The 15777-nt window shown below is 62.1% G+C and carries 12 protein-coding genes; 1 reads left to right on the forward strand and 11 read right to left on the reverse strand.

All coding sequences use genetic code 11. The features are described from left to right. Positions 1-107: 107 nt before the first annotated feature. Positions 108-1010, forward strand: a complete 903-nt coding sequence (locus PMI35_RS35745) for an RHS repeat-associated core domain-containing protein (RefSeq protein WP_338010043.1) — start codon at positions 108-110, stop codon at positions 1008-1010. A 73-nt stretch (positions 1011-1083) separates the two neighbouring features. On the opposite strand, the gene PMI35_RS07155 is transcribed toward PMI35_RS35745, so the two are convergent. The 11 genes from PMI35_RS07155 to PMI35_RS07105 form a co-directional block, all read right to left on the reverse strand. Beyond that, the gene (locus PMI35_RS07155) at positions 1084-1800 is read right to left on the reverse strand and encodes an NAD(P)H-dependent oxidoreductase (protein WP_008063710.1); all 717 of its coding nucleotides are present in this window, start codon (positions 1798-1800) and stop codon (positions 1084-1086) included. Between the two features lie 9 nt (positions 1801-1809). Continuing rightward, entirely contained in the window at positions 1810-3456 is a 1647-nt protein-coding gene (locus PMI35_RS07150) for an ABC transporter ATP-binding protein (RefSeq protein ID WP_008063711.1), read from the reverse strand. Between the two features lie 2 nt (positions 3457-3458). Beyond that, complete coding sequence (locus PMI35_RS07145) at positions 3459-4286, reverse strand: ABC transporter permease (RefSeq protein ID WP_008063712.1); 828 nt, start codon at positions 4284-4286, stop codon at positions 3459-3461. A 3-nt stretch (positions 4287-4289) separates the two neighbouring features. Further along, positions 4290-5249, reverse strand: coding sequence for an ABC transporter permease (locus PMI35_RS07140; protein ID WP_008063713.1), 960 nt, complete (start codon positions 5247-5249; stop codon positions 4290-4292). Between the two features lie 166 nt (positions 5250-5415). Continuing rightward, complete coding sequence (locus tag PMI35_RS07135; protein ID WP_008063714.1) at positions 5416-7017, reverse strand: ABC transporter substrate-binding protein; 1602 nt, start codon at positions 7015-7017, stop codon at positions 5416-5418. 98 nt (positions 7018-7115) lie between these two features. Further along, positions 7116-8531, reverse strand: coding sequence for an aldehyde dehydrogenase family protein (locus tag PMI35_RS07130; RefSeq protein WP_008063715.1), 1416 nt, complete (start codon positions 8529-8531; stop codon positions 7116-7118). After that, positions 8524-9714, reverse strand: a complete 1191-nt coding sequence (locus PMI35_RS07125) for a pyridoxal phosphate-dependent aminotransferase (protein WP_008063717.1) — start codon at positions 9712-9714, stop codon at positions 8524-8526. Before PMI35_RS07125 ends, PMI35_RS07130 begins: the two co-directional genes overlap by 8 nt. Positions 9715-9738: 24 nt before the next feature. Then, positions 9739-11346, reverse strand: a complete 1608-nt coding sequence (locus PMI35_RS07120) for a 5-guanidino-2-oxopentanoate decarboxylase (RefSeq protein WP_008063718.1) — start codon at positions 11344-11346, stop codon at positions 9739-9741. Positions 11347-11356: 10 nt separating this feature from the next. Continuing rightward, the gene (locus tag PMI35_RS07115; protein WP_008063720.1) at positions 11357-13456 is read right to left on the reverse strand and encodes an acetate--CoA ligase family protein; all 2100 of its coding nucleotides are present in this window, start codon (positions 13454-13456) and stop codon (positions 11357-11359) included. Between the two features lie 17 nt (positions 13457-13473). Beyond that, positions 13474-14634, reverse strand: coding sequence for an acyl-CoA dehydrogenase family protein (locus PMI35_RS07110; protein ID WP_008063722.1), 1161 nt, complete (start codon positions 14632-14634; stop codon positions 13474-13476). Positions 14635-14678: 44 nt separating this feature from the next. Next, the gene (locus tag PMI35_RS07105; protein WP_008063724.1) at positions 14679-15470 is read right to left on the reverse strand and encodes an enoyl-CoA hydratase/isomerase family protein; all 792 of its coding nucleotides are present in this window, start codon (positions 15468-15470) and stop codon (positions 14679-14681) included. Between the last annotated feature and the right edge of the window lie 307 nt (positions 15471-15777).

Genomic DNA, 15777 nt, shown 5'->3' on the forward strand with positions numbered 1-15777 from the left:
GCTTTTACTGCAAAAACCGACTCGCCACCGAGATTCAGGGTGCAATCGGGCACTCCATCGTCCAGTACCGTGACTTTCTTCTGGCACAGCACCAGCGCGAACAAGATGTGCACGACACCACCTTAGTGGCGACTGACTTGCAACGCACGGTGCTGAACACACTCAAAAAAAACACCGAGCGGCATCCCATCGTCTACTCCCCTTATGGGCACCGCCGTGCTGAAAGCGGGTTGACCAGCCTGTTGGGATTCAACGGCGAGCGACCGGACCCGGTGACTGGACATTATTTGTTGGGTAATGGTTATCGAGCGTTTAATCCGGTATTGATGCGATTTAATACTCCGGACAATCTTAGCCCGTTTGATAAAGGTGGATTGAATGCATATGCGTATTGCAACGCGGATCCTATAAATAATATTGACCCCATGGGAACCTCTGCTTTTAGCTGGCTCTCAAAGCAGTTAGGCATGAAGTCAACATATTATGGAAACGGGCAATGGTCCAAGTCGGGAGTAACAGCCAGAAAAGGTAGATGGGCATATAATCGAGCGCAAGAAATGCGCCGAAAAATACAACAAATTATAGATGACGCCCAACTGGAGACATTCCTTAAGGACAGGGCTACTGTATTCGCAATTGGCAAGTCAGAGTATCGACCAAATGGAATTTTAGGGCAGGAAACCTACAAACGTATACAATCTTCAATCAAAAGCGATATTTTTGAAAATCCAAAAAAAATAGCAGAAAAATTTGACCGACCCTATTCAAATCTTATAGAGAAAGTGGCGAGAGCTGAACAGGCGAATTACCGAGAGCTGTTCGAAAGCATGGACAACTTTAATATAATTGGACGAAATACATCTTCCAAGCTTGAAATGCTAGAAAGGTCATTCCCTAACAAAAAACAAATTTTATCATACACTGACAGAATAAAATCCATTATACCTAAAGAGGCCTTAAAATTAAGAGAAGAGATGTATATAATCCGTGAAAAATACCTAATGAGTTGAGAGCGCAAGATACGCCCACAATCTAATTTTATTTAATCGCCCCCAGGACACGGGGACGATTAAATATCTACTCCTACACGGTCGCGAAATTGCGCAGCGGGTAAAGTTGCTCATCAAACTGCGCCAACTTCGGAAACACCAGCGGCTGGTCATCCCTCAGGTGCTGCAGTCGCTGGCCATAATCAACCAGAAACTGCTGCCGCGCCTCATCGCTGATATACGGCACATGCCACGCCACAAAAGGCTCCAGCACATCAAACCCGACATACGCCAGCGTCCCGCGCAAAATCGGCCGCAGCATGTCCTGCAACGGCCCATGGATCGCCTCTTCACCGAACATGTGTTCACGCCCACCCAATGTCACGGTGACCAGCGCCTTTTTCCCGGCGAGTCCACCCTGATCGTAGAAGCGCTTGCCGCCATAACAGATGCCCGACACCAGCACCCGGTCGATCCAGCCCTTGAGCATGGCCGGGGCGGAGAACCAGAAGATCGGGAAGTTGAGGATCAACAGGTCGGCCCACAGCAGTTTGTCCAGCTCGGCCTGGATGTCCGCCGACAGCGACTGGCTTTTAACGCCCAGACGTTGTTCCAGCGCGTAGACCAAGTACTCGGGATTTTCCCGCGAAGAGAAGTCATCAGCACTGGCCACCGGGTTCCAGTTCATTTTGTACAGGTCGCTGACCTGCACTTCGTGGCCCTGGGCTTCAAGTGTCACGACGGCCTGGTCGCGCAAGGCGGCGGTGAAGGATTGTGGCTCGGGATGAGCGTGGACGATCAGTACTTTCATGGGTATTCCTTAGACTTTTTCCAACATAGGGTTTGAATTCGGGGTGGCGCGGCTGGCCAGCAGGCGGTCGAGCCAGTCGGGGTCCATCTGCGGCTCGGAGGAAAACAGCAGGCCGGTGTAATCCTGGTGCGGTGGCGTGAAAATAGCACTGCGCGAGCCGTGATCCACCACCCTGCCCCGTTGCATCACCAGCACTTCGTCGGCAATCGCGCGCACGGTGGCCACGTCATGGGTGATGAACAGGTAGGCAACGCCGAGCTGTTGCTGGATGCGGTTGAGCAGCTTGAGCACGCCTTCGGCCACCAGTTGATCGAGGGCCGAGGTGACTTCGTCGCAGATGATCAGTTGCGGGTCGGCGGCCAGGGCCCGGGCGATGCAGATCCGTTGTTTTTGTCCACCGGACAACTCCCGGGGCTGACGTTCCATGAAGGTCGCGGGGTCCAGTTCGATCATCTCCAGCAGCTCGGCCACCCGCGCGCGCATGGCCTTGCCCCTGAGCCCCAGGTAGAAGGTCAACGGCCGGCCGATGATGTCGACGATGCGCTGGCGCGGGTTCAGCGCCGTGTCCGGGATCTGGTAAATCATCTGCACGCGTCGCAGTTGTTCCTTGCTGCGCTGGCGAAAGTCCGCGGGCAGCGGTTCGCCGTCATACAGCACTTGCCCGTAAGTCGGTGGCAACAAACCGGTGATCAGCCGCGCCGTGGAGCTTTTACCGCTGCCGGATTCGCCGATGACCGCCAGGGTCTGGCCGCGATACAGCTTCAAGGACACGTCATGCAGCACCGGTTGCTGCCCGTAACTGGCGCAGCTGTTGCGCAGTTCCAACAGCGGTTTTTCCTGTTGCGGGCAGGGTTTGGGTTCGGTGCGGAAACTGCGCACCGCCCACAACGACTTGGTGTAGTCCTCCTGCGGGTCACCGAGCATCTTGCGGGTCTCGGCCTCCTCCACCAGTTTGCCGTGGCGCAGCACCATGATGCGGTCGGCCATCTGCGCCACCACCGCCAGGTCGTGGCTGATGTAGATCGCCGCGCTGCCGTAGGTCTTCACCGCATCGCGAATCGCCGCCAGCACTTCGATCTGGGTAGTGACGTCGAGCGCGGTGGTCGGTTCGTCGAAGATGATCAGGTCCGGGTGGCAGGCCATCGCCATTGCGGTCATGACCCGTTGCAGCTGGCCGCCGGAGACCTGGTGCGGGTAACGCTGGCCGATCTGTTCGGGGTTGGGCAGGCGCAGCACGCGATACAACTCCACCGCCTCGCGCATGGCCTGTTCACGACTGATGCCGCCGTTCTTCACCGCCGATTCCACGTGCTGATCGATCAAGCGATGGGCCGGGTTGAACGAGGCTGCCGCACTCTGCGCGACGTAGGCGATGCGCAGGCCGCGTAATTTGCGCAGGGCTTCGGGTTTGGCCTTGAGCAGGTCGATGCCGTCGAAATGCACCGTGCCGCCGGTGATCTTGCAGCCGTCGCGGGTGTAGCCCATGGCGGACAGGCCCAGGGTCGATTTGCCCGCCCCGGATTCACCGATCAGCCCCAGCACTTCACCGCGCTGAAGGGTCAGGTCGATGCCCTTGATCAGTGGATGCCAGGCGTCCTCGTAGTGACCTTCGATGTGCAGGTTGCGGATTTCCAGCAAAGGTTTGGATGTCGTCATGTTCAGCATTCCTTGAGGCCGCTGGATTTGTGCAGCATCCAGTCGACGACGAAGTTGACGCTGACCGTGATCAGGGCCACGGCCAGGGCGGGCAGTAATGGACTGATGTCGCCAAAGGTGATCAGCACCGCGTTGTCGCGCACCATGCTGCCCCAGTCGGCAGTCGGCGGCTGGATGCCCAGGCCAAGGAACGACAGCGCACTGATGAACAGGAACACGAAGCAGAACCGCAGGCCGAATTCGGCAATCAGCGGCGCCGCTGCGTTGGGCAGTACCTCGCGGGTCACCAGCCAGCACAGGCCTTCACCGCGCAGGCGCGCGGCCTCGACGAAGTCCTGCACCACCACGTTCATCGCCACGGCGCGCGACAGGCGAAACACCCGGGTCGCATCCAGCAGCGCGATCACCAGCACCAGCGAGGTGGCCGTGGTGCCGACCACACTGAGAATCAGCAAGGCAAAGATCAATTGCGGAATGGCCATCAGGATGTCCACCACCCGCGACAGGCCCTGATCGACCCAGCCGCCTTTGATCGCCGCGATCAGGCCGCACGTACCGCCAAGCAGGAACGCCAGCACCGTGGTCAGGAAGGCAATGCCCAGTGTGTTGCGCGCGCCATAGACCAGGCGGCTGAACATGTCGCGCCCCAGGTTATCGGTGCCCAACAGGAACTGCCCGCCCCACGGCGCGAAGCCCTCGCCCACCACCTGGGTTTCGCCAAACGGCGCCAAAACCTCGGCGAACAGCGCCACCAGAATGTACACAACGATCACCAGCAATCCGAACTTCGCACTCAGCGGCGCCCGGAGCAATTGTTTAAGCAGGCTCATGGTCTATCCCTTTGGATGCATCAGGCGTGGGTTGCTGGCAATCGACAGCACGTCGGCACTGGTATTGAGCAGGATGTAGGTCGCGGCGAAGATCAGGCTGCAGGCCTGGACCACCGGGATATCGCGCTTGGCCACCGAGTCCACCAGCAACTGGCCGAGGCCCGGATAGACGAACACCACCTCGACTACCACCACCCCGACCACCAGGTACGCCAGGTTCAGCGCCACCACGTTGACGATGGGCGCCAGGGCGTTGGGCAAGGCGTGGCGGAAGATGATGCGCGACTGGCTGATGCCCTTGAGCCGGGCCATTTCGATGTACGGGCTGGCCAGCAGGTTGATCAAGGAGGCGCGGGTCATGCGCATCATCTGCGCGATCACCACCAGGCTCAGGGTCGCCACCGGCAGCACCGAACGTTCCAGTACCTCACCCAGGCTGGCGTTGGGCGACAGGTTGGAGATGCTCGGGAACCAGTTGAGCTTCACCGCGAACACCAGGATCAGGATGTAGGCGACGAAGAACTCGGGGAACGACACCGCGCTCAGGGCCGAGGTGTTGAGCAGGCGGTCGAACCAGCTGTTGCGATACAACGCCGCGAGCATGCCCAGCAACAACGCCAAAGGCACCGACACCAGCGCCGCCAGCAACGCCAGGCTGAAGGTGTTGCCCAGGCGGGTGCCGACCAGTTCGGCGATCGGCCGCTGGTTGGCCAGCGACACGCCGAGGTCACCGTGCAGCAATTGCCAGATCCAGTGCCCGAAACGGGTCAGGGGCGGCAGGTCCAGGCCCAGTTGCGCGCGGTAGGCCGCCACGGTTTCCGGGGTGGCGGACTGGCCGAGCATGGCCTGGGCGATGTCGCCGGGGAGCAGGCCGACGGCGAGGAAGATGATGACTGATACCGCGAACAGCGAAAGCAGGCCTAACGCGAGGCGCTGCCCTAACAGCTTGAAAATACTTCTCATCGTGCAGTTCCTTGGATTGGGCATGCCTTGGAAGACCGCGAATTTCCCCTGTAGGAGTGAGCCTGCTCGCGATGGCGGTGGATCAGAGGACATCAATTTTGACTGTGCCGACGCCATCGCGAGCAGGCTCACTCCTACAGTTGATCTTCAGTGGATTGACTGGCGCTTACGCCTGCCACCAGCGCTCGATTACGCGTAAGCCGTCGAGTTCGCCATAGGGCGCGGTCTGCCCGCCGTGCACCACCCGGTTGGAACGCGCCGCCACCGAGCTGGCGAACAGCGGCACGATCGCCCCGCCGTCATCCCGGCACAGGGACTGCATTTCGTTGTACATCTCGCGGCGCAGCGGGTCGTTCATCTCGCCCCGGGCGGCGTTGAGCAGCTGGTTAAACCTGGGGTTGTCCCAATGGGTTTCGTTCCACGCCGCGCCCTTGGCGTAGCCGATGCTGAACATGCGGTCGGCGGTCAGGCTGCTGTACCAGAACGAGGTGGTGAAGGGTTGCTTCATCCAGACGTTGGAGAAGAAACCGTCGGCGGGCTCGCGTACCACGTCGATGTCAATTCCCGCCGCACGGGCCTGCTCCTTGAACAGCACCGAGGCATCCACCGCACCGGTGTAGGCCGCGTCGGATGCCTGCAGGCGGACCTTGAGCGAATCCAGGCCGGCCTTTTTCAGGTGGAAGCGCGACTTGTCCGGGTCATAGGTGCGCTGTTCCAGCGCGGTGTTGATGAAACGGCTGCCGGGCTGGATCGGGTGATCGTTGCCCACCAGGCCATAACCGTACAGCACCGACGCCAGCAGGGTTTCGCGATTGATCGCGTGCTTCATCGCCAGGCGCACATCGTTGTTCTGGAACACCTGGCTGTCGGTGAGCATCGGGAAGGTGTAGTGCTGGGCGCCCTTGGTTTCTTCGATGACCAGGTTCGGGTTGCGCTTGAGCAGCGCCACGGTCTTGAGGTCGACCTTGTTGATCACGTCCACTTGCCCGGTGACCAGCGCGTTGACCCGCGCTGCGCCGTCGGCGATGGCAATCAGCTCGGCGCTGGCGAAGTGCGCCCGCCCTGCTTTCCAGTAATCGGGGCTGCGTTCCAGGGTCATGCGCACGCCCGGCTCGAAGTCCTTGAGGCGATAGCCGCCGGTGCCGACACCGGCCTGCCAGTCCGGCGTGCCGTCCTTGCTCGGCATGATCACCAGGTGGTAATCGGCGACCACATAGGAGAAATCGGCGTTGCCCGAGTGCAACTCGAACACCACGCTGTCGCTGCCATTGGCACTGACCTTGGCCACATCACCGAGCACGGTCTTGGCCGCCGAGGTGGATTTTTCGCCGAGGTGATGCTGGATCGACGCCACAACATCATCGGCGGTCAGGCTCTTGCCGTTGTGGAAGGTCACGCCCTGGCGCAGCTTGAAGGTCCAGACACGGGCATCGGGGGTCGAGGTCCAGCTTTCGGCCAGTTCCGGGATCGCCGTGCCGTCCACGGCAATTTCAGTCAGGGTGTTATAGACCGCCGAGAAGCCGACGAAGGTGAAGGTATCGCTCCAGGAACCCGGGTCCTTCGAGTCGGTGGTGCTGCCACCAGCCAGGCCCAGACGCAGCACGCCGCCGGCTTTTGGCGTCGATTCCGCGGCCATGGCGCCAAACGGCAGGCCCATGGAGAATGCCCCGGCCACCGCCGCAGCGGCTGCGCTGTACTTTAAAAAGTCCCTGCGCGGGAAACTGAATTCGTGGTTCGCTTGAGTAATCTTGTTTTTGTTATCGCTCATTGCATTGCCCCTGATCAAAAACTAATGGAATACCGGTTCAAAACCACGCAAGACACCGGGCCAGGGCCCGGTGCGCAAAACCTTTGAATCGCCAACAGTCACACCTGGATCGCCTTCACTTCGACGAATTCGCTGAGCCCCTCTTCCCCCCATTCACGCCCGTTGCCGGATTGTTTGTAGCCGCCGAAAGGCGCCTGATAGTTGAATGCCGCCCCGTTGATAAAGCATTGCCCGGCGCGCAGTTGTCGGCCCAGTTGCAGGGCACGCTCGGCACTGCCGGCCCAGACCCCGCTGGACAGGCCAAACGGCGAGTCGTTGGCGATCTGGATCGCCTGCGCCTCATCCTCATAAGGGATCAGGCACAACACCGGGCCGAAAATTTCTTCCTGGGCGATGCGCATGCTGTTGTCGACATCGGCAAACAGCGTCGGGCTGACGAAGTAGCCGCGCTCGAAGTCCGGCGTCGCGTCGCCACCGCACAACAGGCGTGCGCCCTCTTCCTGGCCGATCCTGATGTAATCGAGCACGGTGCGACGTTGCCCGGCGGAACACATCGGGCCGAGGAAGCTCTGCGAGTCCAGCGGATCGCCCATCTTCAGGCTCAGGGTTTCCTCCAGCGCAATCTCCAGCGCCTCGGCATAACGACTGGCCGGCAGCAGCATGCGGGTCAACGCGGTGCAGGTCTGGCCGGAGTTGATCATCACGTCCTGCACGCCGTAGCGCACCGCAGCCGCAAGATCCGCATCTGCGGCGATCAGCAACGCCGACTTGCCGCCCAACTCCAGGCATACGCGCTTCACCGAAGGTGCGGCTGCCTGTGAGACGCGAACGCCGGCGCCGGTGGAACCGGTGAACGACACCATGTCCACGTCCGGGTGTTTGGCCAGGGCTTCACCGACCTTGGAACCCGGTCCGCTGACCAGGTTGAACACCCCGGCCGGCAGGCCGATGTCTTCGATCATCTGGGCCAGCAAAAACGCGTGCAACGGGGTTTCCTGGCTTGGCTTAACCACAACCGTGCAACCCGCGGCGAGTGCCGGGGCGAGCTTGCCGATCAACTGATGCAGCGGGTAATTCCAGGGATTGATGAACGCACACACGCCCACCGCTTCGCGGTACACCCGCGAGTTGCCGACTTCGCGCACTTCGTCCATCAGGCTTGCGAGTTCGACGTATTGCTCAAGTCCCACGATCGGGCCGTCCACTTGCACGGAACGGCACCATTGCACCGGCATCCCCAGTTCAGTGGTGATCACCGAGGCCATTTCATCGGCGCGGGTCTTCAGTTGTTCCGCCAACGCGCGGATGTAGCCGGCACGCACGCTCGACGGTGTGCGCGACCATGGATCAAAGGCCCGGCGTGCAGCGGCGACGGCATTATCAACATCGCGTTCATCGCCCAACGGCACGCTGCCGGCGACTTCTTCGGTGGCCGGGTTGATCACCTCGGCGATGCCCTGGCCCGACGGGGTTTGCCAGCGCCCATCGATAAACAGTGACTTGTGGTTAAGCATGAAGCCGAGCCTCCATCAATTCATGGGCACAACGGGCGATGCGCTGGCAGGCATCGCGCAAAGGTTCAGGGCCAACAACCAGGCCGAGGCGAATGTGCCCCGCCGCACTCGGGCCAAAGGCTTCACCGGCCAGTACCGAAACGCCGTGGCAATCGAGCAGGCGATCAGCGAACGCCTGGGCGCTGAGCCCGGTTTCACGGATATCGAGCATCACGAACATCCCGCCATCGGGCTTCAAGGCGCGCACGCCCGGGCAATCGGCCAGGTGCTTACACACCAGGTCGCGACGCTGGCGATAGGCTTCGCGCATGGCGTCGAGTTCCGGCAGGTCGCTTTCCAGCGCCACGACAGCAGCGTCCTGAACGAAGTCGGGCGATCCGTAGAGCATGCACAGCGCGAGGTTTTCCAGGTGCGCGGACAAGGACGGTGGCGCCACCACCCAACCGACCCGCCAACCGGTCATGGCGTGGGATTTCGACAGGCTGTTGAGGGTCGCGGTGCGCTCGGCCATGCCCGGCAGGCTCGCCGGGCTGACGTGTTCGCCTTCGAACAGCAGCTCGCTGTAGACCTCGTCGGATATCAGCCACAGGTCGTGGGCGACGCACAATTCGGCCAGCGCTTGCCAGGTAGAGCGCGGCAGGCTTGCACCGGACGGGTTGTGCGGGCTGTTCAGCGCCAGTGCACGGGTACGCGGGGTGATGCGGGTAGCGACGTCTTCGGGCAACACGCGAAAACCGTTTTCCGAACGCACCGGCACCGGCACGACCTTGGCGCCGCAAGCGCCGAACACGGCTTCGTAGGTGACGTACATCGGCTCGGCAACGATCACCTCATCGCCCGGATTGAGCACGCACTGGGCCACGCTGAACAGCGCGCACTGGGCGCCAGCCAGTACCGTGACTTCGTCGGCTGTCACCGACTGCCCGCTGCGTTGGCGGTGACGCTTGGCGATGGCCTCACGCAAGGTGCGCTTGCCGCGAACCTCGGCGTAATGGGTGTTGCCGGCCAACAGGCTGTCGATGGCGCCCTGGACAATGGGTTGCGGCGTGTCGAAATCCGGGTCGCCCACCGACAGCAGCAAGATGTCCTTACCCTGCTCCAGCAGGGCCAGCGCGCGGTAATGAATATCCCAGGCGGCGGCGCCGTCACCGGCGATACGTTGAGTCAGATCGGAAAAGCGCATGGCTTCATCCCCTTGAAATACAGATCAGTGTGCGCAGGCATGCTTGAGTTCGATCAGGGTCACGCCGTTGCGCTTGAAGCCGTGACGCAGGTCCGTTTGTAACTCGGCCAGGCTTTGCGGTTGGTTCACCGTGCAACCGAACGCGCGACCGAGGGCGGCGAAATCCGGGTTGCGCGGCAGCACGCCGATGGGCTCGATATCCAGGCCAAGCATGTCGTCGCGGATCTGCCCCAGGGCGTCGTTGTTCCACAGCAACACCACCAGCGGGCTGTCCAGCTCCTCGACGGCCGTCGCCAGTTCCTGCGCGGTGTAGAGGAAACCGCCGTCGCCGACCAGCACCAAGCCTGGGCGTTGCGGTGCGCCGAACTTGGCGCCGATGCCGGCCGGCAGGCCGTAACCCAAGGTGCCGTAGCCGGTCGGGTGCAACCAGCTGCGCGGTGCCTGCGAGTCGAAGGCGTAGTTGCCGGTGTAGGCCAGTTGGGTCATGTCGGTGCTGATGAAAGCGTTTTCCGGCAGCTCCGCGCCAATGCGCTCAAGAATCGACTGATGAATCGATTGCAGCGGGCCATGGCTGGCCTTGACCGCTTCACGCAGTGCACTGACCGAAGCAATCGCAGCACCGGCATCACGCACCTCGGACGGCAGGCGCTCGAGCAAGCCGCAGAGGGTTTGTTGCGCATCGCCATGCAAGGCCACGGCGCATGGGTAGAAATCATTGAATTTGCGCGGGTCAATATCGACGCGCAGCAGTTCGGCGTTGAGCGGCAGACGCTCGCGCCAGAAGTCGGTGTCGGCCATTTCGGTGCCGACCGCCAGTACCACGTCGGCTTCGGCGATCAGCTTCCAGCCCGGTTCCACACACAGCGAGGAGCCGGCGTTGAGCGGCGCATTCGGTGGCAGCAAGCCCTTGCCGGCGACGCTGGTGAACAGCGGCGCAGCGAGTCGGGTGCTGATCTCTTGCAGCTGCGATGTGGCATTGAGTGCACCACCACCGGCGATGATCATCGGTCGTTTCGCGCCGTTCAGTTTGGCCACCGCTTGATCGATTGCAGTGGCGGATGCCGGACCACGCCCCGGACGACGCACCACATCGTTGCTCCAGTCACGAGCGATCGGCGCCGACAGCACATCCAGCGGCACCGAAATGTGCACCGGGCGCGGACGCTCGCTGTCGAACACTGCATAGGCACGGGCGATCAACTCCGGCAAGTCTTCGGCAGTCAAGGCCACCGCCGAGAAAGCGGTGATCGGCGCGGTCATCGCGCGCTGATCCTGACATTCGTGCAGGATGCCCCAGCCCTTGCCGAGGCTGGCCGTGTGGTTGACGCTGGAAATCACCAGCATCGGGATCGAATCAGCGTAGGCCTGGCCGATACCGGTAGCGGCGTTGGTGACGCCGGGGCCGGTGATGACAAAGCACACGCCGGGTTTGCCGCTGACCCGCGCATAGCCGTCGGCCATGAAACTGGCGCCCTGTTCATGCCGGGTCAAGACGTGGCGAATGCCGCTGCCGGGCAGGCCGCGATACAGCTCAAGGGTGTGTACGCCGGGAATGCCGAACACGGTATCCACGCCGTAGTTGGCCAGCAGGCGCACCAGCGCCTGGCCACCGGTCAAGGTTTTGCTTTGCATGTTCAGGTCCTCACGCATGGGCGATGCGAATCAACGCATCGACCGCGGTCGTGCCATCGGCACCGACCAACAATGGGTTCACATCGAGTTCCAGCAGCTGCGCGGCGTTTTCGCAGGCGTAGTCGGCCACGGCGCGAATCGCTGCTACCAGGGCGTCGTGATCCGCCGCTTCACGACCGCGGAAACCTTGCAGCAATGGGGCGCTGCGCAGGCTCAGCAAAGCCTGGCGAATCGCGCCGTCGGTGGTCGGCAGCAACAGGCTGCGACTGTCCTTGAGCAACTCCACCAGAATCCCGCCGGCGCCGATCACCAGGGCCAGGCCGAAATCGTTTTCGCGCTTGATGCCGACGATCAGTTCGGCCAGCGGTGGCTTGGCCATGGGTTCCAGCAGCAGTTGATCGAACGACACGCCCGGCGCGTACGCTTTGATGCTGGCGCGCATCTTTTCCAGCGCGGCGCTCAAGGCCGTGTCGTCCTTGAGGTTCAGTGCCACGGCACCGGCTTCGGTCTTGTGCGGCAGTTGCGCGCTGACGGCTTTGACCACCAGCGGGTAGCCCAGCGCTGCGGCGTCCTTCAGGGCATCTTCTGGTGTGCTCAACACGCCGTTGGGGGTCGGCAGGCCGAAGGCACGCAAGGCCTGCTTGGAATCCCATTCGTTGAGCAATTGCCCTTCGCCTTCCAGTGCTTGCGGGCACAGCGGCAATAAGGCCGATTCGCCGAGGTCCAACAGGGCCTGACGATTGCGTTGGTAGTTGGCGACACGGCCCCAAGCGGCCAGGCCGTCCTCGACACCCTGCAATGCCGCTACGCCTTGGGCATGCAGACGCTCACGGGCGTGAGGCGGCAGCAGTTCCGGGAACGCCGAGGTCACGAAACCGGTCTTGCCATGACGTTCCAGCGCCTTGCAGTACAGATCCAGCAACAGGTCGCACTCCTTGCGCTCGCCGGTGAACTGCGCCGGGTAGTCGAGCACCAGCATCGCCGCATCCGCTTCGGTGCGCAGGGCGCTGTCGAGCATGCGGTCCAGGGCTTCGCCGTCGCCCCAGATGGCGGTGGTGAAATCCAGCGGGTTGACCAGGTTGGCGTAAGTCGGCAGCACCTGCGCCAGTTCGCCGACTTGCCCTTCGTCGAGTTTGGGCAGCGCCAGCTCATTGCGTTCGGCATAGTCGGCAATCAGCCCGGCATCACCACCGGAGCAAGCCAGCGCGATCAGGCTGTTGCCCGCCGGCAGGTTGCCGCAGGCCGCCGCTTTCAGGGTTTCAACGAAACTCACCGGACCGCTGACGCGAATCACCCCGAGGCGATCGAACAGCGCGTCGTACAGCGCATCGGAACCGGACAGCGAGCTGGTGTGACTGAGGGCCAGTTCGGCACCGATCTGCGACACGCCGGTTTTCAGCGCGATGATCGGGATGCCTTTCTCCAGCGCCTTGTGCGCGGCACGAGCGAATCCCGGGACATTCTTCAGGCCTTCCAGGTGCAGGCCGATGGCGGTGACACGCGGCTCGTCGAGCAACACGTCCATCAGTTCCGCCACCCCCAGTTGCGCCTGATTGCCGACCGAAGCCATGTAGGCCACCGGCAGCGAGCGGTCGCTCATGGACAGGTTGTAGGCGAAGTTGCCGCTCTGGGTCAGCACCGCCACGCCCTTCTCCACCGCTTTGCCGCCATGGGCCACCGGCCACAGCGCGCTGCTGTGCAGGTAGTCGAGCAGGCCGTAGCAGTTGGGGCCGAGCAAGGCCATGTCGCCCGCAGCTTCCAGCAATTGCTGTTGCAGGGCCTGGCCTTCGGCGCCGGTTTCGGCAAAACCCGAGGCATAGCAGATCGCGCCGCCGGTACCGATGGCGGCGAGTTCAGCGACGCAGGTCAGGGTCAGGTCGCGGTTGGTGGCGATGAACACCGCGTCCGGCCCGGTTGGCAAATCGGCAATGCTGCGCACGCAGGGCACGCCTTCAAGGCTGTCATTCTGCGGGTTGACCAGCCACATCTGGCCTGGGTAGCCGCCCTCGGCGCAGCGCTTGAGGGCGCGGGCCATGCTGCGCCCGCCGACAAAGGCCACATGCCGTGGCGCGAGCATGCGCTTGAGGTTGTCACGAATGGTCTGGGACATGGGAATTCTCCGGGCGATCAGCGCAGCAGCGGCCGCAGCAGTTCGCGGGAAATGATGTGACGCTGGATTTCCGAGGTGCCTTCCCAGATCCGCTCGATCCGCGCGTTACGCCAGATACGTTCCACCGGACCTTCGTCCATCAGGCCCATGCCGCCAAAGATCTGCACCGCCTCATCGGCGGCGCGACCCAGCACTTCGCTGGCAAACAGCTTGGCCATGCCGGCCTCGCCGTCGGTCATGGTGCCCTGGTCCATTTTCCAGGCGGTGTGCAGGGTCAGCAGTTCGGCGGCGCGGATTTGCGTGGCCATGTCGGCCAACTTGAACGACACGCCCTGGTAGGTGCCGATCGGCTGGCCGAATTGCTTGCGATCCGCCGCCCACTGCAGCGACACGTCCAGTGCCCGTTGCGCCTGTCCGACGCAGTTGGCGGCAACCATCACCCGTCCTGCGGTGAGCCAGGCGTTGGCCACGTCCCAACCCTTGCCGACTTCACCCAGCACTTTGGAGGCCGGTACACGGCAGTCGTCGAAGAACATTTCGAAGGTGTGGTAACCGCGGTTGCTCACACACTTCGGTCCACGGCGAATGGTCATGCCCGGGGTGTTGCGGTCGACCAGGAACGAGGTCACGGCGTTGCGTTTCTTGCCGTTGTGCTCGTAGGTGTCGGTGACGGCAAAGACGATGGCGAAATCGGCATGGCCGGCGTGGCTGATGAAGTGTTTGCTGCCGTTGAGCACGAAGTCGTCGCCCTCACGCACGGCGCGGGTCTTGATCGCGTTGGCGTCGGAGCCGGCACCCGGCTCGGTCAGGGCGAAGCAGTCGATTTTCTCGCCCTGGATGCATGGGAACAGGTAGTCGTTGATCTGCTCGCCTTTGCAGGCCATGAGAATCTTCGATGGCCGTGCAACGAAGACGTGCAGCGCCCAGGAGACCTTGGACAGCTCACGTTCGATCAGTGCCTGGGACAGGTAATCGAGGCCACCACCGCCCACCTCTTCGGGCATGTTGAAGGCATAGAAACCGGCGGCGATCGCCTTGCCGCGGATCTGCGCGGCCAGTTCCGGGGAGACCTCATCGGCGCGGTCGACCTCGGTTTCATAGGGCAGCAGTTCCTTCTCGACGAAGCTGCGTACCGAGTCCACCAACATTTCTTGTTCTTGGGTCAGTTGGAAATTCATGCTGCTACCTGTTGTTCGTATGCTGTTAGAGGTTTGCCGAGGGCTTAGCGGCCGATAAAGCGTGCCGGGCGTTTTTCCGTGGCGGCGCGCAAGGCTTCGTTGCCGTCTTCGCTGCGACCGCACAACAGGCCGGCGGCCAGCTCCGCTTGCAGTTGCTCGGCCAGGCTGCGGTCGGCGCCTTCGCGCATGAGCTTTTTGGTCTGGGCGAAGGCAAAGGTCGGTCCGGCGGCCAGGCGGGCGGCGAGCTCGCTGGTGACCGTCAGCAATTGATCGTCGGCGCAGACTTCGCCGACCAGGCCGGCGGCCAGGGCGCGGTCGGCACCCCACAGTTCGTCGAGGAACAACAGGCGCTTGGCTTGCTCGGTGCCGATCAGCCGTGGCAGGTGCCAACTGGCGCCGGCGTCTGGCGAGTAGGCCATGCTGGTGTAGCCGGCCTTGAACCGCGCCGATTGCCCGGCGATGCGCAGGTCGCAGCACAGGGTCAGGTCCATACCGGCGCCGACCGCGGTGCCGTTGATGGCGGCGATGGTCGGTTTGTCCAGGCTGTGCAGGCGGGTCATCAGGGCGTGGGCGGTTTCGGTCCAGCCGTAGGTTTCCAGGGCGCCACGCGCCTCGGCTTCGGCCCACTCGGCCAGGTCGGCACCGGCGCAGAAGCTGCGACCGCTGCCCGTCAATACCACCACGCGCACCGCAGGGTCAGCGTTGAAGGCGTCGAGCAAGGCGTGCAGGTTTTTCAGGGTCGGGATGTCCAGCGCATTGCGCTGGGCGGTGCGATTGAGGGTGATCCAGGCAACGCCGGCTTCGACCTGACTGAGCAGAGAATCGTGAGTAGTCATGCGAGTCCTCGAATTATTGTGATTGGTCTGAGGTGATGCGACTTGAGGCCATACTAAACGAGTGTTCAGTAAGGCGGCAATTGCTGGCGAAATGAGCTGTAACAGACTCACTTATTGCTTAAATTATTGTTTTATATGGTTATTTTTAAGAAAGGTGATCTTTGGCCGCTTTCGCTGTTACAACTTCGAACAACTGCCCACAGGACGCCGCAAAACAACTGTAGGAGTGAGCCTGCTCGCGATGACGGCATCACATTCAACATCTCTGTTGACTGATACACCGCTATCGCGAGCAGGCTCGCCCCCA

Origin of the sequence: Pseudomonas sp. GM78, assembly GCF_000282475.1 — a bacterium.
In the GTDB taxonomy this organism is placed as follows: Bacteria; Pseudomonadota; Gammaproteobacteria; order Pseudomonadales; family Pseudomonadaceae; genus Aquipseudomonas.